Genomic DNA, 18832 nt, shown 5'->3' with positions numbered 1-18832 from the left:
GACGCGTCACCGGACAATGGATACGTTTCAACAGTTCCTGCCGACGACCGGGTTTGCCGGGCTGGATTTCGGGCACGCGGTGATGATCGTGGTGGGGCTGGTGTTTGTGACGCTTGCGATTGTGAAGGATTACGAGCCGCTGCTGCTGGTGCCGATCGGCTTTGGCATCGTGCTCGGCAACATCCCTTATGCCGACGGCATGCCGTTGGGCGTGTATGACGAAGGCAGCGTGCTCTACTACCTCTACTTCGGCGTGAAGCAGGGCATTTTCCCGCCGCTCATTTTTATGGGTATCGGCGCGATGACCGACTTCTCGACGATGTTGTCGAATCCGAAACTCATCCTGCTGGGCGGCGCGGCGCAGATGGGCATTTTCCTCACGTTGATCGGCGCGCTGGGTCTCGGTTTTACGCCGATGGAGGCAGGCGCGATCGGCATCATCGGTGGTGCGGACGGACCGACGGCGATCTTCCTCTCGGCGAAACTGGCGCCGCATCTGTTGGGTGCGATTGCGGTGGCGGCTTATTCCTACATGGCGCTGGTGCCGGTGATTCAGCCGCCGATCATGAAACTGCTCACCACGCCGGCGGAGCGTAAGATCCGGATGAAGGCGCCGCGGCGGGTGTCGAAGCGGGAGCGTATTCTGTTTCCTATTACGGCGTTCCTGATCTGCGCGCTCATCGCGCCGGGTTCGATCGCGTTGCTGGGCATGCTTTTCCTGGGCAACCTGCTCAAGGAAAGCGGCGTGACCGAGCGATTGGCGAACTCGGCCCGCAATGCCATGATCGACATCGTGACGATTCTGCTGGGCGTGTCCGTGGGCGCGAGCACCCAGGCCGACACCTTCCTCACGCCGCAGTCGTTGCTCATCTTCGGTTTGGGGGCGTTGAGCTTCATGATCGCGACGGCCAGCGGGGTCTTGTTTGCGAAGTTCATGAATCTGTTCCTGAAGGATAAGATCAACCCGCTGGTGGGCGCGGCCGGAGTGTCGGCGGTGCCGGATTCGGCGAGGGTGGTGCAGATGATCGGGCGCCAGGCGGATCCCGACAATCACCTGCTCATGCAGGCGATGGCGCCGAATGTGGCAGGGGTGATCGGCTCGGCGATTGCGGCCGGTGTCCTGTGGTCGGTGCTGGTGCTGTAGCAGTCGGTTCTGCCTGAGCTTGACGCCAGTTAGGCGCTGTGACGGTGGTTCGGGGATGGTTACGGTGCCGGATGATCTGATCGAAGCCCGTGGGTCGGTGATTCACGGCCGCGGGGTGTATGCCCGCGGTTTCATCGCGGAAGGGGAGGTCGTGATGGAATACACCGGCGAACGGATTCCGCTTGGCGAGGCGGTGCGGCGGGAGCAGCTGCGGCAAGCCCGGGAGGCGGCTGGCGAGACCGGCGATGTAGTGTGCGACTATTTGTATATTCTGGATGATGCCTGGGCCATCGACGGGCGGGGGGACGGCAATGTGGCGCGCTTGATCAATCACCACTGTGAGCCGAATTGCGCGTCGGATATTTGGGATGACCGGGTGTGGATCGTGGCGTCGCGGGATATCGAGGCGGGTGAGGAACTGAGCTTCGATTACGGCTATACCTTTCGCGACGGTTTGGGGCATCCGTGTCGGTGTGGCGCGCCCTCGTGTGTCGGTTACATCGTGGCCCGGCATCAGCGTTGGCGCGTGCGGCGGTGGTTGCGCGAACGCGACGCGGCGGCGGTGCGGTGACCCCGGGCGGCGGAGGGGCAGATAGGGACCGGGCTCAAGGAGCCCGGCTACAGCGGGGGGCGCTGAGAGGCAGCGTAGCGCGAGCAAGCTCGCAGCCTACAGTTGGCGAGGAGGACCTATTGCGCGGCGAGGTGGTTGATGCGGGCGATTTGGGCGCGGACGGCGGAGGAGGGCTCGAGGCGGTCAGCGCGGTTGAGCATCTCGATGGCGCGTTGGAAGCGGCGGTCGACGAGGGCGATGTTGGCCAGCTCCAGGCAGGCGCGGGCTTCGGCCTGAGGAACTTGCAGGGCGTGCTCAAAGGTGAACTCGGCGCGGGCGGTTTCGCCGGCTTCGTTGAGGGCGTTGCCGAGTCCGAGCAGTGCGTAGGGGTTCATCGGCTCGGTTTGGATGATGGCTTCGTAGGATTCCTGCGCGGCGGCCCAGTCGCTCTCGGCGACGGCGAGTTCGGCGACGGCAAAGTGGCGAGGTTTGGCAATCTCCCATTCGGTGGAGGTCGGCACCTTGCCGAGGATGTCGCGGGCAATGTCGAGTTTGCCCTCGTTGATCATGGAACGGGCGTAGGTGAGCAGGCGCGCGGAGGCGAGTTGGTCGGTATCGCCCGGGATGGCTTCGTAGGCGGAGATGGCTTCGGGGATGAAACCGAGGCCGACGTAGAGGTCACCGAGCAGGCCGAGGGAGTCCTTGTTCACGGCGCCGATTTGGCGGGCGATCTCAAGCTGGGTGGCGGCTTCGAGCGGGCGCTCGAGTTGGACGAGCAGGGAGGCGTAGAGCATCCAGTTCTCGGCTTTGCCGGGCTCGAGGCGCACGAGCTCGCGCACGAGGGATTCGGATTGGGCGTGGCGGCCGTTGATGAAGTAGAGCTCGAGCAGACCGCCGATCCAGTTGGTGTCTTCGGGGTTGGCGGTCATGGCCTGCATGAAGGCCATCTCGGCGCCGAGAGTGTTGCCGGTCTGGCGCATGGCGAAGGCGAGCAGGCCGAAGGTCTGGGCATCGCGGTCGCCGAGGTTGACGGCTTTGGCAAAAGCTTTGGCGGCTTCGGGCCAGTTTTCGCGCTGGTAGTGGATCATGCCGATGTTGGTCCAGGCGCGGAGAAATTCGGGGTATTTTCCGACGGCGCTTTCGTAGCGCTCGAGGGCGTCGTCGATGCGTTCTTCGGCGAAGTAGAGGTTGCCGAGGGCGAGGTCGAAGGCGGCGCTGTCCTCCTGGTCGTCGCCGAGCATGGTCTCGAGCAACTGGAGGGCAAAGGCGGCGTTGGTTTCCACCATGCTGGAGATGCGTTCGTAGAGGGCGTATTCGGCCGAGGTCATATCGGGCTCCCGCTCTTTGCGGAAGTTCATCGACTCGTTGATGACCCGGCCGGGGTCGACGTCGGGCTGGCTGGCGTGTTCGCCGAGAATCTGGGCGAGCTGTTCCTGTGGGGACAGTTCCGGGGTGGCGGCGTCGGCGCTGCCCGCGAGCTGGGCGTGAGTGAGACCGGGGTAGACAGTGAGGGCGACGAGCAGGGGCAGCAGGCGGCGGGCAGTCATGAGAGCGGGTAAGGGGAGCGGGGGATCAGATGCTGAAGGGTGAACCACCGCGGGACTGTTTGATGACGATGGATTGGATAACGAGGCAGTTGACCGCGACGCCATTGCGGATGGCGGGACGGAAACGCCATTCGGCGAGGGCGTCGGCGACGATGCGGTCCAGCTCCTTGTTACCGGAGGACTGGACCATGCTGATGTTGCGCACGGAGCCACCACGGGTGACGACCATGCTCACGACCACGCGAGGGTCGGGAACCTTGCGTATCAAGTCGTTCGATACGTCGGGTTTTTTGCGATGAACGATGACGGGGCGCTGGTCGACGTCGCGGAATTGGAAAATGTGGTCGGGGTTGTTCTCGCCCGAATCCATGTCGGGTTTGAAGTCGGCCAGGTTGAACTCGAGCAGGGGCGTGGCTTCGGGCAGCGGGATCTCGTAGGTGAGCGGGGCGACGGCGACTTTGACGACGTTGTCGGAAGCGATCGGTTCGAGGTCGAGCACGGTGGGCGGTGGGGGCTCGCGGGTGGCGATCTCGGGCGGCGGTGGGGGCGGGTCTTCCAGCACCATGGTCTGCAGATCGGCGATGGGGGCGGGCGGCGGCACGATCTCGGTGCGCTGCACGTGAGCGAGGACGAAGAGAATGACCAGACTCATGCCCAACCCGGCGCCCCATTTGGCGACCTGACGACCCAGCCCGCTGGCGGGATCAAGATCGAGGGGGACGGGGGAGGAAGGCATGGCGGGCGGGAGATGTAAGATGTGTGATGTAGGATGTAAGATGTAGGGTGTGTGATGGTTTACATCTTACATCCTACATCTGACATGTATTCAGGGTTGGGCGGAGCCTAGGCGGGCGGTGGCGAATTGGACGTGGGCGAGGCCGGCGCGTTTGGCTTCGGAGTAGACGCCGGCAAAGGTGCCGTGGCTGGCATGACGGTCGGCGCGGATGATCACCGTGGCCTCATCGGAGAACGACGCCTGGCGCAGGGTGGCGGCGACTTGGTCCATCCGGATTTGCTGGCCGTCGAAGTAGATGCCGTCGTCGGCGGAGATGGCGAGGAGCAGGGCGTTGCGATCGGTGACGGCTTCGCCGCGGGTGTCGGGGCGTTCCACTTCGACGCCGGGGTCTTCGACAAAAACCGAAGTGACGATGAAGAAGATGAGCAGGATGAACACGCAGTCGATCATGGGGGCGAGATCGATGGCGACGGCCTGGTAACGGGAATCGGAGCGAGTGGTTTTGAGCATCCGGAAGCGGGGTGAACGTGAGGCAAACGGCGGTGAAAGGGTCAGGCGGCGGTGGCCATGAGGTCGCTCTCGCGTTTGACGAGGGATTGTTCGCCGTGCTGCACATGGCGGTGGGCGAAGTGGAGGAGGATCACGGCGGGGATGGCGATCGCCAGGCCGGTCTCGGTGGTGATGAGGGCGACGGAGATGCCGTCGGCGAGGCCTTCGAAGGACTTTTGACCGCTGCGATCGATGAGGCTCTCGAAGGTCGAGATCATGCCGGTGACGGTGCCGAGCAGACCCATGAGCGGCGCGGCGGCGATGAGCGTGCTGATGATGAAACGTTGCTGCCGAAAGGTCTCCTGCAGATCGAGTCGGGTCATGCGCACCGCGGTGAGCGAATCGAGCCCGGCGGCGCGATCCTGGGTGAGCAGGCGGCTGGCGCGGCGCACGCTGAAGTAGAGTCCGAAGCAGCGCTCGTAGAGCACGATCGACAGCAGGATGAGCGGCACCATGACGGGGCCACCTTGCTGCAGGAGATCGCGGAGGGCTTCCATGAGTCAGGTCGAAACGGGGTGGGGACCGGGGGCACCGACCCCGGCTACAGCGATGGGTGTAGCGGAGGTAGCCATCAGGACTTCGTTGGGTGGGTGACCTTGCGGTCCTCGTTGGCGGTGATGAACTCGACGCCGTAGCGTTCCAGCAGCGACAGGTTTTTCTGCGTGCGGTAGGAGAGCAGACCGTGGAGGACGAGGGTCGGGATGGCGACGGTGAGGCCGAGCTCGGTGGTGACGAGGGCTTCGGAGATACCACTGGAAAGTTTGGCGGCGTTGCCAGTGCCGAAGACGGTGATGAGGGTGAAGGTCTTCACCATGCCGACGACGGTGCCGAGCAGGCCGAGGAGGGGTGAGGCGGCGGCGATGACGGCGAGCATGGGCAACCAACGCTCGTGGTGCAGACGCTCGCGGAGGATGAAGGCGTGGAGGTGCTCCTCGATCACGTCTTTGGGTTTGGCGGCGTGGCGGATGCCGGTGGCGAAGAGCTCGCGACTGGTTATGCGCAGGCCGCTCAATTTGCCCTCAGCGGCGGCGGGGCTCTCCTCGGTCACGCTGGTGAGCACAGGCAGGGTAGCGGCGGGGGCGTCGACCGAGAGGTTGCGCAGGTCGACCATCTTGACGAAGGCGGTGAGCAGGGCAAAGGCGCCGAGGCCGAGGATGGAGTAGCCGACGATGCCGCCCTTGTTGATGTGATCGATCCAGTTACCCTGGCTCTCGGCGAGTTGCAGGGCTTTGCCGCCGGAAACGTCGGCGGGGATGGCGGCGGGTTGACCGGCGGCAAACGCGGCGGCGTCGGCGGCGTCCCAACCGGCGAGCGGATAGACCATCGGCGCGGCGCCTTCGTCGCGAGCGCGCACGGTGCCGGCGATGCCGTTGTCGCCGACGAAGAAGGTTTCGGGGCCGAAGAAGGCGAAGGTGCCGTTGACGAGTTCGTGGGCCTCGGCAGAGACGGCAACGCCGGCGCGGGCGTGGCCGCCGATGAGCGACTCGACGCGGGCGTAGAGCATCTCGGCGGTTTCGACGGCGGCAGAGATGTCGGGAATGCCGCCAACGGGATCGAGGCGATTGCGGAGCGTGCCAACCTGCTCGGCCCAGTGTTCGGCTTCCACGTTGCCGAGCGAGCTGGTGAGGGTGGAGAGGCCTTCGGCGGCGGTGCCGGCGAAGTAGGAGATGTTGAGGCGTTGGGCCTCGGCTTCCTGTTCGCGACGCGCCTTGTCGTTGGCGAAGTTGGCGGTGTTGGTTTGGAAGGTGGTGATCTCGGCGCGGAGATTAAGGATGCGGTCTTCGAGGGCGCGGAGGTCGTTTAGGAGTGGGATCTTTTCTTCGCCGATGCGGACGCGGGTGTCGTTGAGCGTCTGGGTCGCCTGTTCGATGCGGGCGGTGTAAGCGGTGGCGGCCTGGCGGAGAATGGCGTCGTAGCGCGCGATGGACTCGGCGGTCTGGGCGGAGGCGGCGGTCGCGAGGAGGAGGCCGGCGAACGTGGTCGCGGCGGTGAGGTGCGTGCGGCTCATTGGGCGCCCTCCGTGATCTGCGCGGGGATGGTGACGAAGGCGGGGGCTTCCTTGTCCTGATGGATGTCGATCAGGTCGGTCAGTTCGCCGACGAGATCAGGTGCGGGTTGCCAGGACCAGATGCCATCGACGGCGCGGCCGACGAACGCTTCGCCGCCGGAGCGGTCGAGCGCGCAACCTTGGGCGAGGCCCCAATAGAGCACCTCGAGAAGGCGCTCTTCACCGCCGGGTGTGACGGCGAGGATTTCCTCGGAGAGGACGAAGGTCTGGTTGAAGCGATTGCACTGGTTGAGAATCGTCATCGTGTGCCGCATGCGTTCGGCCGGCGTGAGGTCGGGACTGGCGAGGCTGCGGTAGGGCAACTCGAGCGCGGCGGAGAGGCGTGGCGGGAGCGCGGGGCGCAGCGCGATGAGTTGGGCGGAGAGCGCGTCGATGCGGGTGCCGGCTTCTTCGATGCGAGCGGCGGTCTCGCGATTGGTGGCGGTGAGCGCGTCGATCTCGGTGCGGGCGGATTCGGTCTGGGCGGCGAGGGTGTCGCGCTGGCCGGCGAGTTGATCGGCCTGCACGCCGAGACCGGCGAGTGACGCGGTCAGCAGGTCGCGCTCGGAGTCCCAGGCTTTTTCGAGACGGGTGGTCTCGGATCGGAGTCGCGCCCATTCGGTCGCGGCTTTTTGCACATCATTAAGGGCGGTGTCGGCGAAGGCGGGAGTCAGCAGCGTGCAAGGAATGACGCAGGCCAACGCGAGACCGACGTTATGTCGCAGTCGGGGTAAAGCGGGCATGAACGAACAGGGTAGTGGTGAGGCGAGCCGAAGAGGGAGTGATGAATCCGCAGTGCGCCAACGATGTCAATTAGACGAACGTTAAATCGCACGCGAATACGGGGTGAGCGGATGTATTCAAAAAAACATTGCAGGCATCCGGCGCGAGAACCCCGGGGTGGCGCGGAACCCTTCAAACGGATTTACGCGCGGGTTGAAATTTCACGTGCGCCGCATCGCGAAAGTGGAAAGCGGCGCGGCTGAAATTTCAAAGCGGGCGCAGTTGGATGCGGCGGTATTCCATCTGGCCGCGGTCGCCTTCGAGGCCGATGGGGCCGGTGTCGGGCAGGGTGAGGCCGGCATCAAGTTCGTCACCGTTGCAGGTCGCGTGAAGCGTGTTGCCGCGCACGGTGATGATGAGCTCGTTCCAATCGCCGGGCCGGTAGTGCGGGAGGTCCTTCCACGGACCGGCGAGCTGGTAGTCGCGGCATTGGAGTTGGGGGGCGCGCACGTAGACGCCGCTGTCGGCGTTGGGGGTGGCGCGGAATTCGAGGCGCAGTTCGAAGTCGGTGCCGAACTCCGCTTGGGTCCAGAGCTGTTGAATGAGGCGACCTTCGGCGGGGGTGGTGACCACGAGCCGACCATTGACGGCGCGGTAGCGACCGTCGGGCGATTCGCGCAGGCCGTCGAAGTTGACCGCTTCCTCGACGAACGGCCAGGGGGCGGCATTGGGATCGGCGGCTTGCCAACCGCGCGCGGCTTCTCGGTCTGCCGCGGAGGTCGGACGGTAGCCCCAGCCGGTGAGGTCGTGGCCGTTGAAGAGGGCGGTGAAACCGGGGTCGGGTTGCCAGTCGAGATCGGTGGTGGTTTCAACGAGGCCGAGCGTGGCGAAGATGGGCCAGAGGGCGTCGCGCCACTTGGCGTAACCGATCTCGTTGGGGTGAAGGAGGTCGGGCATCTCGGCGAGTTTGGCGTTGCCCTCGGCGTCGGCGAAGAGGGTCCAGGTGTCGAGGATGATGACCTGCGGGTCGCCCTTGAAGGCGCCTTGGTAGCGGGCGTTGAGATCGGTGATGTAGTGGGGCGGGCGTTCCTTTTTGGGCGAGCTGGGGAAGACGAGGTTGAGGATGATGGGCACGGCGCGGCTGTGGGCCTGGATGCGCTCGACCAGCAGCTCGACGTTTTTGGTGATGGTGTCGTTGCGGGCGCCTTCCTCGATGTCGTTGGTGCCGATGAGCAGGACGATGGCGCTGGGGTTGAGCGCGAGCACGTCGTGTTGGAGGCGCAGGAGCAGGCCGCGGGTGGTGTCGCCGGAGATGCCGCGGTTGGCGAGTTTCAGGCCGGGGAAGGCGGTCGCCATGTCGTCCTCCCAGCCCTGGGTGATGGAGTCGCCGAAGAAGACGACGGCGCCCTGGTCGGCCTCGACCTGCTTGGCCCATTTGGCGCGGCGACTTTGCCAGAGGTTTTGAAACCAAGTGTGACGGCGAAGCGGGCCGCGGCCGGGCAGGCCGTTGTCATACATGGGCAGGGCGAGTTCATATTCCGGCACGGTCGGCGCGGCGGGCTTGTCCGCATCGGCGGCTTGGGAGGGCAAGGCGAGCAGGGCAGACAGGCCGAGCAGAACGGAGAGTCGAAAGGATTTCATGAGCGGAGAGGGGTAGAACGATGAACACGGTGGCGAAGTCGGCGCGAAGGGGAAGGGGTGAGTTGTTCGAAGTTAACGGCGGAGGCTTGCGCGGGGAGGTGAGATCCGGCGTGATGGCCCCGACTGGCCGTCACTACCCCCTCAGCCCACCCCAAAACCGAAGTTGCCATGTTTCGATTCGCGTCTTCCCGCGGCGGTCGCTTTGCCGCCCTGTATCTGTCTGCCTGTCTGGTCGCCGCGGCGGCCGACAAACTTGACCTCGAGCGCACGGACCCCGTGCCGGCGAATGAGCCGGTGCCGATTCAGGATTTTTTCCGCCCGGCCTATTTCAGCAGCCCGCAGCTCAACCCCTCCGGCACGCATGTGGCCGCGATCGTGTCGGGCGGTTTGGATGTCTCGCGCCTGATGGTGATCGATCTGAAGACCAATGAAACCAAGGTCATGACCGGGTTGGGCGACTCCGATGTGGGCGGCGTGCGGTGGCTGAACGACGAACGGCTGATCTATTCGGTCTCGGCGGAGAAATACTGGGGTGTGGCGCTGGGCGCGGTGGAGATCAAGAGCATGTCGCGACCGTATCCGGTGATACAATACGGCATGCACCGTTTTATCAGCCGGCCGGAGGACGATCCGCTCTCGCCCTATGTCTGGGTTTCGGGTGAGGGGGCCGGGCGTGACGGTGGTATCGTAACGGTGAATACGGATATCAAGAACGGGCGCTGGGTGAGTCTCGATCCGAACAATTTTAACCTCTACAGCGTGGCGGAGGATCAGAACCGCCGGGTGGTGCGCCGGCGTTTTCCGGTGCCGGAAGGTGGTTTGATCGCGGGCTACTTCTCCGACCGCATGGGGCACCTGGCCTACAGCTACACCGGCCGGCAGGGCGTGTTCACCCTGCATCATTATGATGGGGAGGATTGGGAACCCTCGCCGATCGACATGGAGGCCAACGAGGTGCTGGCGACAGCGGACGAGCCGGGGCAATTGATCGTGAGTCAGAAGCTTTACGACGGTCAGCCGAGCGCGGTGCGGTTTGTGGACGCGCAGACCGGGGAATACGGGGCGGAGATTTTGCGCGACAAGGGGTATGATGTGACGTCCGGGCCGCTCCGTGATCGTGGTTCCCGACGGGTCGTGGGGTTCCAATACCATCGCGCGATTCCGGCGTCGGTGTGGTTCGATGAAGGGTATGCGTCGCTCGACAAGATTTTCAAAAGCAGCTTCCCGAAGAAAGTTGTGCGAATCTACAGCACGAACGAGGCGAACACGGTGTTTGTGCTCTCGGTTTATTCGGATCGGGAGCCGGTCACCTATTACATCGTAGACCTGGAGAAAAAGTCGTTGGGGCCGTTAAAGGCGGCGCTGCCGTGGATCGATCCGGCGCGGATGGCGGGCGTGAGCATTGTGAAATTCAAGACGGATGATGGCAAACGGCTCGACGCCTACCTGACCCTGCCGCAGGGCGCCTCAAAGGAGTCCCCTGTGCCGATGGTGGTGTTGCCGCACGGCGGGCCGTGGGTGCGCGACACCTTTGGGTTTGATGGCGAGGCGCAGTTTCTGGCGAGTCGAGGCTACGCCGTATTGCAGCCCAACTATCGGGGCTCACCCGGCTACGACTGGATGTTTCCGGAATCCGACCAGTGGGACTTTTTGAAAATGCACGCCGATGTGACGGCGGCGACGAAGGCGATTCTCAAAACCGGCTTCGTGGATCCCAAACGCGTGGCCATCATGGGGGGGTCGTTCGGGGCTTACCTGGCGCTGTCGGGGGTGGTGCACGAGCCCGACCTCTACAAGTGCGCGGTGGGCAACGCCGGGGTGTATGACTGGGTGGAGGTGTTCCGCGACGAGGCGTTTAATCAGCACTTTTCGCCGCAGTTCGGCCGGTTGCAGCTGAAGCTGGGCAACCCCGACGATGAACCGGAGAAATTCCGGGCAATCTCGCCGATCCATTTTGTGGAGAACATGAAGGTGCCGATGTTTGTCGCCCACGGTAAGGACGACAAAGTCGCCTCCTGGCTCGAATCAAAGCGGCTGGTGAGCCAGTTGGAGAAGCACGGTGTGCCGCACGAGACGCACTTCGTGTCCCGCGAGTCGCACGGCATGCAGCATCTCGAAAATCAGGTGGAGCTCTACGAAAAGATCGAGGCCTTCCTCGCTAAGCACCTGTAACCGGCTCGTCCCGGCTGCCCGGCAACTCACCCTCAACGGCGCTCGCTGCTGAAAAAATCGGCGTGCGCTGGGGGGCGGGGTTTGTTGAGGTGAACGTTCCCTTGGCGGAAACCCTGCGCCCGAACTCGTGTCGGGGGGGGCGCGGTTCCGCTCCCGTTTTCCCGACCCAACCCCTTCTGTCTGTCCCTTGCATTCTGCCATGAAACTCCCGCGTTTTTGTCGTTGGTCCCTGTGGTTGCTGCTGCCCGCGCTCGTCGCGCCGGTGGTCGCCCAGGACTCTTCCTCTCCCGCCCCGACGGCGGCCGAAGCCACCGTCGCCGGCCCGACTCCGGTCGAAGCCTTTTTGCGGTCTCCGCTCATCCAGGTTCCTGCGCTCAACCGCGCGGGCACCCACGTCGCGGCGCTCTTTTCGGGCGGCGGCGAGACCTACCAGCTGATGGTGAAGGAAATCGGCGTGGATGGCAGCGAGGTCTTCATCGGCGGCGGCAACGGTGTGCAGGTGACCGGGTTTTGGTGGCTCGATGATCAACATATCGCCTACACGCTCGCCAATCTCGGCGGCGCGCAACTCGGTCTGCTGGTGGTGGACGTCAACGATCCGGCCGGGGCTTATCCGGTTTTCCAATACGGCGCCGCCACTGTGGTGGGCGTGCCGGCGGGCTCGCCGATGAAGCCCCTGGTGTGGGTTTCGGTCGGCGGCCCGGACGGCCAACCCGCGGTGGTCGAACTCGACGCCGCGCTGAACCAGGGCGGTTTCATCGATGTGCGGGGCGAAGAAAACGAGGAGGCCTGGGCGCAGGTGGCGGAATTTAATGACGCCCACGTGCTGCGTGTGGTCCCGACGCCGGCCGGTCGCACCCAGCTCGGTTACCTCGCCGATGCGGAGGGCAACCTCGGTTTCGCTTACACGGCCGACGAGAATGGCCGCGTGGTGTTGCACGTGTGGGACGGCACCGGCTGGATCCCGTCGGCGCTCGATCTCGAGGAGATCGACATCGTCGATGTCGGCCAACAGATCGGCGAGTTGCTGGTGCGGCTGCGCAGTGGCGACGGTGAGCCGGCGGGCTTGTTCCTGATGGATTCGCTCACGGGCGAAGTGGGTGAGCTGGTGCTGCGCGACGAGAACTACGACTTCAATGGCGCGATCTACCGCGACCCGGCGTCCCACACGATTGTGGGCGCGATCTATGACCGGGCGGCGCCGACCTCGGTGTGGTTCAACGAGAGCTACCGCAAACTGCAGGGCGTGCTGAGTGCCTTCTTCCCGGGCAAACTCGTGCAGCTGTTGGATGGCAGCAACTCGGGTGACCTGCTGCTTGTGGCCGTGTCCTCTGACCGCAATCCGCCGGCCTACTACACGGTCAACCTCACGAAGCGCACGGTGGGCCTGCTGGCCAGCGAGCGTCCCTGGATCAACGAAGACGACCTGCGTCCGACCAGCGTGATCAAATACACCACGGCCGACGGCAAGAAGCTCGACGCCTACGTGACGCTGCCCGAAGGCGCGTCGAAGGACAACCCGGCTCCGCTCGTGGTGCTGCCGCATGGTGGCCCGTGGGCGCGCAACTCCTGGGGTTTTGACGCCGAGGTGCAGGTGCTGGCGGCCCGCGGCTACGCGGTGTTGCAACCGAACTATCGCGGCTCGACCGGCTACGACTGGCTCTTCGCCGAGAAGGCGCGTGCGGACTTTGCGATGATGCGCCTCGACGTGTCGCGCGCGGTCAAGACGGTGCTGCGCACGGGCATGATCGACGAGAAGCGGGTGGCGATCTCGGGTGGTGGTTTTGGTGGCTACCTCGCGGTGGCAAGCATGGTTGATGACCCGACGCTTTATGCCTGCGGCGTGACCTTCTCCGGCATCTACGATTGGACTCGCCTGGCCAATGAGATCGGCCTCGAGCGCGAGGACGACCCGAGCTACGGCGCGATCTTCAAGCTGCTCGGCGACCCGGCGACCGATCGGGCGCAGTTCAACGCCATCTCACCGGCCGAGCGCATCGGGCAACTCCAGGCGCCGCTGCTGGTGGTGCGCGAGCTCGGTGGTGAGAGTGTGGAGCAAAAGGAGGCCGAGGCGCTCGTCGCCGAGCTGCGCGCGAAGCAGAAGCCCTTCGAGGTGCTCACGCTGACGGGCGGCTCGCTGCTGCAGACCCGCCTGCAACTCTTCGAAGGTATCGAGGCCTTCCTGCAGAAGCACCTCTGAGTCGAATAGAGGTTCGACGAAAAAACGCCGCCCCGGTGTGGGGCGGCGTTTTTGGTGTCGGGGAATCGTGGATACGCCAGCGCTCAGTTGCCGTCGAGGCCGCCCCAGGGAGTGATGGCTTCGAGGGCGGGGAGGAGCAGGCGGCGGAGCTCGATGAAGTCGATCGGGCCGGTGTGGCGGAAGATGACTTCGCCCTTTTCGTCGATCACGAGAGTGTGGGGCAGGGCGCCGCTCCACTCGGGATCGATGGCCTCGATGTTGGCGTATTTGTCGGTGTCGCCGAAGATGTAGTTCTGCATGGAGGCGTGCTGCTGCTGGAGGAACTTGAGCGCCTTGGCTTCCATTTTGGGATACTCGGCGGCGATGGTGACGAGTTCGAAGTCGCGGTTGCGGAAGGTGACGTTGAGGTCGACGAGATCGGGGAACTCGGAGACGCAGGGGCCGCACCAGGTGGCCCAGACGTTGATGACGCGGATCTTGCCGGAGTCCTGGTTTTCGCGGAGGGCGACGAAGTCGGCGGCGGTGGCGTGCTCGAGGGTGACGGGTTCTTCCTTCAGGCGTTGGGCCCAGAGCTTGTTGTAGCCTTCGGCCTTCTCGGCCCACTTGACGGAGCAGCCGAAGACGCGGGTGGTCTGCACTTCCGGCGCGTGGCCGGCGAGCAGGGCGTCGAGGGCGTCGCGGGTGTCGTGGTGTTTGATGTATTGCGGGAGCTCGGCGTCGTCGATGCGGCCCTGGAAGGCGAGCTTGCGGTCCTGGTCGTAGATGAAGACGTGCGGGGTGGCGACGGGGCCGAAGACGCGGGAGATGGCCTGGGTCTCGCCGTCGTCGAGGTAGGGGAAGTTAAATTCTTTGTGGGCGTGGCGGATCTGCATGTCGGCGAAACTGTCGCCCACATCGGTCCAGGCCATCTCATCGAGACGCACGGCCTCGGCGTTGTTGGGGTTGATGGCGACGACGGCGACGCCCTGGGGCGCGTAGTCGGTGGTGAGTTGTTTGATGCGCTCTTCGTAGCGCTGCGCGGTGGGGCAGTGGTTGCAGGTGAAGATGATGCAGAGGAGCTTGGCGGAGGCGAAGTCGGCCGGAGTGTAGGTCTGCACCGAGCCGTCGGGCGCGATGCCGGGCAGTTCAAAATCCGGTAGCGGCGAGCCGAGGGCTTGGGGTTGCGGAGTGCTGCCATCGGCGGCGAAGGCGGTCGCGGCGGAGAGCAACAAGGCGGTGAGAAGGGAGGGTAGAGTCCGGGGCATGAGAGGCAGGCTGGGGGCGGGCGAAGGGAGCCGCAAGTGACGGCGGGGTGGGTGTTGGTGCAAGTTCAACAGGTGCCGTTTGGGTGGATACGTTTGGTTTTGCGCTACGGGGGCGGTATCGCCAGCGTGCGGTTTCTGGCTTCCCCGTTTATGACTGATCCCGCTTTCGACTCAGGGGTGCCGCTGCTGTGGACCTGTTCCCCGGGCGGCGCCGTGTGTAGTATCCAAACCTTGGCGGTGGCGGATGATGGCGGGACGGTGGTCGCCGGGACGTATTGCGGGCAACCGGGGCTGTGGGCGGAGCAGGCGGAGTCGCGTCCGCCGATGCCGGTGGTGCAGTCGGTGTATTGTTTAAATGGAGACGGCGGGGTGCGGTGGCGGGATGCGGTGACGGGGTGGACGGGGGTGTGCTCGGTGGCGGTGTCGGGCAACGGGCGTTTTGTGGCGGCAGGCGGGGAGTATCAGGAGGAAGCGCCGCAGGGGTTTGTGCGGGCATATGATGCGGACTCTGGAGCGGTCTTGTTGAAACACCGCACGGTGCGGCGCGTGAATCAGGTGGCGCTCTCGCGAGATGGCCTGTGGCTGGTGGCGGCGGCGGAACGCGTGGAGGTGTTTTGTCGTGTGCTCGATACCGACGGGTTTTCGAAGGTGGGCGATTACGCGCCGGACGAGCGGGCGGGCGCAGTGATCAACGCGGTGGGATTGGCGGACGATGGCACCACGATTGTTTGGCAGGCTGCGGACGGGCGCGTTGGTGTGCTGAGTAATTCGGGAGGGATGCTGGTGCCGCTCAAGGAATTCGATCTGCCGGATGGAGAGTCGTTTCGGGTCCTGGCGGTGGCGACGGATGGTGGGCAGTTTGTGGTGGGGAGTTCGGCGGGGTGGGTGCGGTGCTTCGAGACGTCTGCGTTTCTTCGCACCGGCCAGCCGATCTGGGCACGTCGGGTGGCGGAGGGTGAGCAGGTGGCGGCGTTGGCGATCGCAGAGCCAATGGGGCAGGTGGTGGTGGCGGTGCAGGCGGGCGAGGGCGGGACGGTGCAGCGCTGGGCGGGAGAGTCGGATGGGACGGTCGCGACGCGGGCAGAGCGGCGCTTGGCGGGGTCCCCGCAGAACTTGATCTGGCACGGGGCGAGTGAATCGATCGTGGCGGTGGAAGGCGGTGGTGGGGCCGTGGCCTCTTGGCCGGTCAACGAAGCGACCACGGCGGGAGGGCAGACGGGCTGGCGGCGGGAGTTGCCAGAATCCGGGAGTAGTGCGCTGGCGGTCGCCCGCGAAGCGGGGGTGCTCGTCATGGATGTGGGCGGCGGCGCGGTGGCCTGTTTTTCAAACTGATAGAATGAGTCCAAGATTGCTCAAGAGCAGCGGTTTCCGCCCGATGGGGGATACTTTGCTATGATATTCTTCGGCCTGCTCTTATGACCAAGTCGTCACGGTCTACGCTGCTTTGTTTGGCTTACGTGGGTCTGCACCTGCTCACCCATCATTTGGCGGCATGGTTTGAGGTATCGGGAGGGGCTGTAGCGGTTTCCATCTGGTATGCCCCGGCGGGTTTGGCGCTCGCGATGTTGGTGATTATGGGGCCCCGGTATGCCGGAGTAGTGTGGCTCGCCAATGTGCTTGGCGCGCTTTCAACCGGCGCGTCGCCGGCGGCGTGGGGAACGTGGGTGTTTCCGAGTCTAATCACGGGCGGCTTTGCGTTGACGGCTTGGGCGGTGCGGCGGTGGTCGGGGACCCGATTGTTGCCCGGGTCGTTGCGCGAGTCGGTGGTGTTTTTCGGGGCTATCCTGGGGTCCCCCCTGCTGCTCGCCTTGGTGAGTTCGGGGGTGGCGTGGGCAGGAACGCCGGAGGCGGGAACCGGCTGGGATTTCCTGATCGCGGTGGTGCGGTGGTGGATCGGAGATGTGAGCGGCCTGCTCACGGTGGTGCCCGTAGTCATGGTGTTTGTCGCGCCGTGGTGGGATGGGCAGGGCAAGGTGCCGTGGCCTCCGGCGGGTTCGCTGGCGCGACGGGTGGTGACGGTGGTGAGCTGTGTGTTGTTGGTAGGGTCGGTGGCGGCCGTGCTGTTGGTGCCGATTTTGCGGGAGCACCACGCGTTTTTTCTGGGGTTTCTGCCGCTCGTTTGGATCTGCATGATCCATGGCATGCCGGGGGCGGTGTTGGCGACATTGATGGTAACGATGACCGGGTTGGTGGGGCTGCGCCTGACGGGCAGTTCGGCGGACTATGCCTATGTCTTTTTCCTCTTCGAGATCGCGGTGGCCGGGGTGGGGTTGGGGCTGGGGGCGCTGGTGACGCGGCGGCAGCAGGCGGAGGCGGAATTGGCGACCAGCCGCTCGCAGTTGAACCGCGTCATCGATGGGGCTCAGGCAGGCTTGTGGGAGTGGGACGCGCAAACGTCTCAAGTTACCAGCAACAGCCGTTTGACGAGCTTGCTCGGCTACGATGAAGAGGCGGTAGGACCGCTGCGGGAGCGGTGGAGCGAGTTGGCGCATCCTCAGGACCTGGCCACGGAGCAGGCGAAGTTGCAGGAGCATCTGGCCGGCCATACACCGTTGTATGAGGTGGAGATGCGCATGCGGACGCGCGCCGGCCAGTGGCATTGGATTTTGGCGCGGGGATCGGTGTCGCAGTGGGATGCGGCGGGGCGACCGGTGCGGCTCTCCGGCCTCACCCTGGACATCAACCAACGCAAGCGCGCGGAAGCAGAGATTGCGCGCTTATTCCGCATTATTGAAGCCACCCCCGAGAGCGTGTTCACGACCGATGTGAAGGGGGAGGTGCTCTACGCCAACGCCGCGATGCAGCGCCGCTGGGGCGAGCCTGTCGGCGGCGGCTCATGGGAAGGGCGGAAGCTCGAGGAAGTGCTGGGGGCCGACCTGGCTGGTTCATTGCGGCGGGAGGTGGTGCCGGAGGTGGTGACGACCGGCCTATGGCAGGCAGAACGCAACGTCGCGCTGCCAGACGGGCGGGAGTTGCCGGCGCTGTTGCTGGTGCTGGGGCATCGTGATGACGAAATGGATACAAATATCCTTTCGTTCATTGTGCGGGATCTGTCCGCCCAGCGTCAGGCCGAGGCGGATCGCCTGAAGCACGAGCGGGAGCTGATGCGGGTGCAGAAGAATGAGAGCCTGGGCGTGCTGGCGGGCGGTATCGCGCATGACTTCAACAACCTCATGATGTCGGTGGTGGGCAGCGCGAACCTGGCGCGGCTGGATCTGCCGGAGAACACGGAGGTGAGCAAGTGCATCGATACGATTGAAAAGACCGCGGTGCGCGCCTCGGCGCTTTGCCAGCAGATGTTGACCTACGCCGGCCGTAATCCGGTTGAGTTTGCCGAAGTCGATTTAAATCAGGTGGTCGAGGAAACGCTGCGGCTGGTGAAGCCCAGTGTGAGCGCGAAGGTGCAGTTGGCGGCCGACTTGGCGAAGGATTTGCCACGGGTGCTGGTGGCGCCCACGCAGGCACAGCAGGTGTTGCTGAATCTGGTGCTCAATGGCGCCGGGGCAATCGGGGACCAGTCCGGCGACGTGTGCGTGCGCACGTTTGCCCGGCGCTTTGGAGCTTCGGAGCTCGATGTGTTTCAACTGGAGGGGGAAGCGAAACTGGCGCCGGGCACTTACGTTTGTATCGAAGTGAAGGATACGGGATGCGGCATGAGCGGGGAGGTGCGACAGCGGATCTTTGAGCCGTTCTATACCACGAAATTCACTGGCAGCGGTTTGGGGCTGGCGGTGGTGAAGGGGTTCGTGCGGGCCCACCATGCCGGCATTCGCGTGGAGTCGGCGGTGGGCCAAGGCGCGACGTTTCAGGTGTTGCTGCCGGTGCGAGCCGCGGAAGAGGCGGAGGCCGCGTCGCCAACGTCCACACCGCGAACGGGCACCTGGCTGGCCGAAGGCACGGTGCTGCTGGTCGACGATGACGGCGCATTGCGGCGCGTGCTCGAGCTGATGCTGCGCAAGATGGGTTTCGACGTGATCCTCGCGATCGATGGCGTGGAAGGCGTGGAGCGTTTTCGCGAGCGCTCGACAGAGCTCTTCTGCGTGTTGCTCGATATCACCATGCCACGGATGGATGGCATCGAAGCGCATGCGATGATGAACGAAATCAACCCGGAGGTGCCGGTGGTATTGATCAGTGGTTACTCGCAAAAACTCGCCAACCTGCCGCCGCAATCGATTCATCCGGCGGGCGTGCTGGCGAAGCCCTTTACCTTCACGTCGCTACGGGAGCGTCTGCGGGAGGTGCTGGAGGCGCGGGAGTTGGCCTAAAAAAACGCCCG

The 18832-nt window shown here is 64.7% G+C and carries 14 protein-coding genes; 6 read left to right on the top strand and 8 right to left on the bottom strand.

Going from position 1 to position 18832, the window contains the following annotated elements:
- The first annotated feature begins 16 nt into the window (after nucleotides 1-16).
- A complete protein-coding gene (locus K1X11_RS11705; RefSeq protein ID WP_221032001.1) occupies nucleotides 17-1144 on the top strand; it encodes a sodium ion-translocating decarboxylase subunit beta in 1128 nt (375 codons plus the stop codon).
- A 55-nt stretch (nucleotides 1145-1199) separates the two neighbouring features.
- The gene (locus tag K1X11_RS11700) at nucleotides 1200-1715 is read left to right on the top strand and encodes an SET domain-containing protein (RefSeq protein ID WP_221032002.1); all 516 of its coding nucleotides are present in this window, start codon (nucleotides 1200-1202) and stop codon (nucleotides 1713-1715) included.
- Between the two features lie 116 nt (nucleotides 1716-1831).
- Here the strand turns inward: K1X11_RS11700 and K1X11_RS11695 are convergent, their stop codons facing one another.
- From K1X11_RS11695 to K1X11_RS11665, 7 genes are all read right to left on the bottom strand, one after another.
- Nucleotides 1832-3241, bottom strand: coding sequence for a tetratricopeptide repeat protein (locus K1X11_RS11695; protein WP_221032003.1), 1410 nt, complete (start codon nucleotides 3239-3241; stop codon nucleotides 1832-1834).
- A gap of 25 nt (nucleotides 3242-3266) precedes the next feature.
- Nucleotides 3267-3977, bottom strand: a complete 711-nt coding sequence (locus tag K1X11_RS11690) for an energy transducer TonB (RefSeq protein WP_221032004.1) — start codon at nucleotides 3975-3977, stop codon at nucleotides 3267-3269.
- Between the two features lie 90 nt (nucleotides 3978-4067).
- The gene (locus tag K1X11_RS11685) at nucleotides 4068-4487 is read right to left on the bottom strand and encodes an ExbD/TolR family protein (RefSeq protein ID WP_221032005.1); all 420 of its coding nucleotides are present in this window, start codon (nucleotides 4485-4487) and stop codon (nucleotides 4068-4070) included.
- 41 nt (nucleotides 4488-4528) lie between these two features.
- Nucleotides 4529-5023, bottom strand: coding sequence for a MotA/TolQ/ExbB proton channel family protein (locus K1X11_RS11680; RefSeq protein ID WP_221032006.1), 495 nt, complete (start codon nucleotides 5021-5023; stop codon nucleotides 4529-4531).
- 74 nt (nucleotides 5024-5097) lie between these two features.
- On the bottom strand, nucleotides 5098-6534 hold the full coding sequence (locus K1X11_RS11675) for a MotA/TolQ/ExbB proton channel family protein (RefSeq protein ID WP_221032007.1): 1437 nt from the start codon (nucleotides 6532-6534) through the stop codon (nucleotides 5098-5100).
- Nucleotides 6531-7316: a DUF3450 family protein gene (locus K1X11_RS11670; protein ID WP_221032008.1), complete on the bottom strand. Its 786-nt coding sequence runs from the start codon at nucleotides 7314-7316 to the stop codon at nucleotides 6531-6533. Before K1X11_RS11670 ends, K1X11_RS11675 begins: the two co-directional genes overlap by 4 nt.
- Before the next feature lie 247 nt (nucleotides 7317-7563).
- Nucleotides 7564-8937, bottom strand: a complete 1374-nt coding sequence (locus K1X11_RS11665; RefSeq protein ID WP_221032009.1) for a GDSL-type esterase/lipase family protein — start codon at nucleotides 8935-8937, stop codon at nucleotides 7564-7566.
- 168 nt (nucleotides 8938-9105) lie between these two features.
- Here K1X11_RS11665 and K1X11_RS11660 point away from each other — a divergent pair, with 168 nt between their 5' ends.
- The gene (locus K1X11_RS11660) at nucleotides 9106-11109 is read left to right on the top strand and encodes an alpha/beta hydrolase family protein (protein ID WP_221032010.1); all 2004 of its coding nucleotides are present in this window, start codon (nucleotides 9106-9108) and stop codon (nucleotides 11107-11109) included.
- Nucleotides 11110-11308: 199 nt separating this feature from the next.
- Nucleotides 11309-13309, top strand: a complete 2001-nt coding sequence (locus K1X11_RS11655; RefSeq protein ID WP_221032011.1) for an alpha/beta hydrolase family protein — start codon at nucleotides 11309-11311, stop codon at nucleotides 13307-13309.
- An 83-nt stretch (nucleotides 13310-13392) separates the two neighbouring features.
- Here the strand turns inward: K1X11_RS11655 and K1X11_RS11650 are convergent, their stop codons facing one another.
- A complete protein-coding gene (locus K1X11_RS11650; protein ID WP_221032012.1) occupies nucleotides 13393-14553 on the bottom strand; it encodes a redoxin family protein in 1161 nt (386 codons plus the stop codon).
- 150 nt (nucleotides 14554-14703) lie between these two features.
- Here K1X11_RS11650 and K1X11_RS11645 point away from each other — a divergent pair, with 150 nt between their 5' ends.
- Both K1X11_RS11645 and K1X11_RS11640 read left to right on the top strand, forming a co-directional pair.
- Nucleotides 14704-15885: a WD40 repeat domain-containing protein gene (locus K1X11_RS11645; protein ID WP_221032013.1), complete on the top strand. Its 1182-nt coding sequence runs from the start codon at nucleotides 14704-14706 to the stop codon at nucleotides 15883-15885.
- Nucleotides 15886-15968: 83 nt separating this feature from the next.
- Nucleotides 15969-18821: an ATP-binding protein gene (locus K1X11_RS11640; RefSeq protein WP_221032014.1), complete on the top strand. Its 2853-nt coding sequence runs from the start codon at nucleotides 15969-15971 to the stop codon at nucleotides 18819-18821.
- Nucleotides 18822-18832: the final 11 nt, after the last annotated feature.

Origin of the sequence: Actomonas aquatica (assembly GCF_019679435.2) — a bacterium.
In the GTDB taxonomy this organism is placed as follows: domain Bacteria; phylum Verrucomicrobiota; class Verrucomicrobiia; order Opitutales; family Opitutaceae; genus Actomonas; species Actomonas aquatica.
The sequence above is the reverse complement of the archived record's forward strand: the minus strand, read 5'-3'. Positions and strand labels throughout refer to the sequence as shown.

Excerpts from the sequence above, each read along its gene's own strand:
- K1X11_RS11655 (WP_221032011.1), top strand. The coding sequence starts at position 11,309 with ATGAAACTCCCGCGTTTTTGTCGTTGGTCCCTGTGGTTGCTGCTGCCC.
- K1X11_RS11705 (WP_221032001.1), top strand. The coding sequence starts at position 17 with ATGGATACGTTTCAACAGTTCCTGCCGACGACCGGGTTTGCCGGGCTG.
- K1X11_RS11645 (WP_221032013.1), top strand. The coding sequence starts at position 14,704 with ATGACTGATCCCGCTTTCGACTCAGGGGTGCCGCTGCTGTGGACCTGT.
- K1X11_RS11640 (WP_221032014.1), top strand. The coding sequence starts at position 15,969 with ATGACCAAGTCGTCACGGTCTACGCTGCTTTGTTTGGCTTACGTGGGT.
- K1X11_RS11680 (WP_221032006.1), bottom strand. The coding sequence starts at position 5,023 with ATGGAAGCCCTCCGCGATCTCCTGCAGCAAGGTGGCCCCGTCATGGTG.
- K1X11_RS11660 (WP_221032010.1), top strand. The coding sequence starts at position 9,106 with ATGTTTCGATTCGCGTCTTCCCGCGGCGGTCGCTTTGCCGCCCTGTAT.
- K1X11_RS11665 (WP_221032009.1), bottom strand. The coding sequence starts at position 8,937 with ATGAAATCCTTTCGACTCTCCGTTCTGCTCGGCCTGTCTGCCCTGCTC.
- K1X11_RS11700 (WP_221032002.1), top strand. The coding sequence starts at position 1,200 with ATGGTTACGGTGCCGGATGATCTGATCGAAGCCCGTGGGTCGGTGATT.
- K1X11_RS11650 (WP_221032012.1), bottom strand. The coding sequence starts at position 14,553 with ATGCCCCGGACTCTACCCTCCCTTCTCACCGCCTTGTTGCTCTCCGCC.
- K1X11_RS11690 (WP_221032004.1), bottom strand. The coding sequence starts at position 3,977 with ATGCCTTCCTCCCCCGTCCCCCTCGATCTTGATCCCGCCAGCGGGCTG.
- K1X11_RS11670 (WP_221032008.1), bottom strand. The coding sequence starts at position 7,316 with ATGCCCGCTTTACCCCGACTGCGACATAACGTCGGTCTCGCGTTGGCC.
- K1X11_RS11675 (WP_221032007.1), bottom strand. The coding sequence starts at position 6,534 with ATGAGCCGCACGCACCTCACCGCCGCGACCACGTTCGCCGGCCTCCTC.
- K1X11_RS11695 (WP_221032003.1), bottom strand. The coding sequence starts at position 3,241 with ATGACTGCCCGCCGCCTGCTGCCCCTGCTCGTCGCCCTCACTGTCTAC.
- K1X11_RS11685 (WP_221032005.1), bottom strand. The coding sequence starts at position 4,487 with ATGCTCAAAACCACTCGCTCCGATTCCCGTTACCAGGCCGTCGCCATC.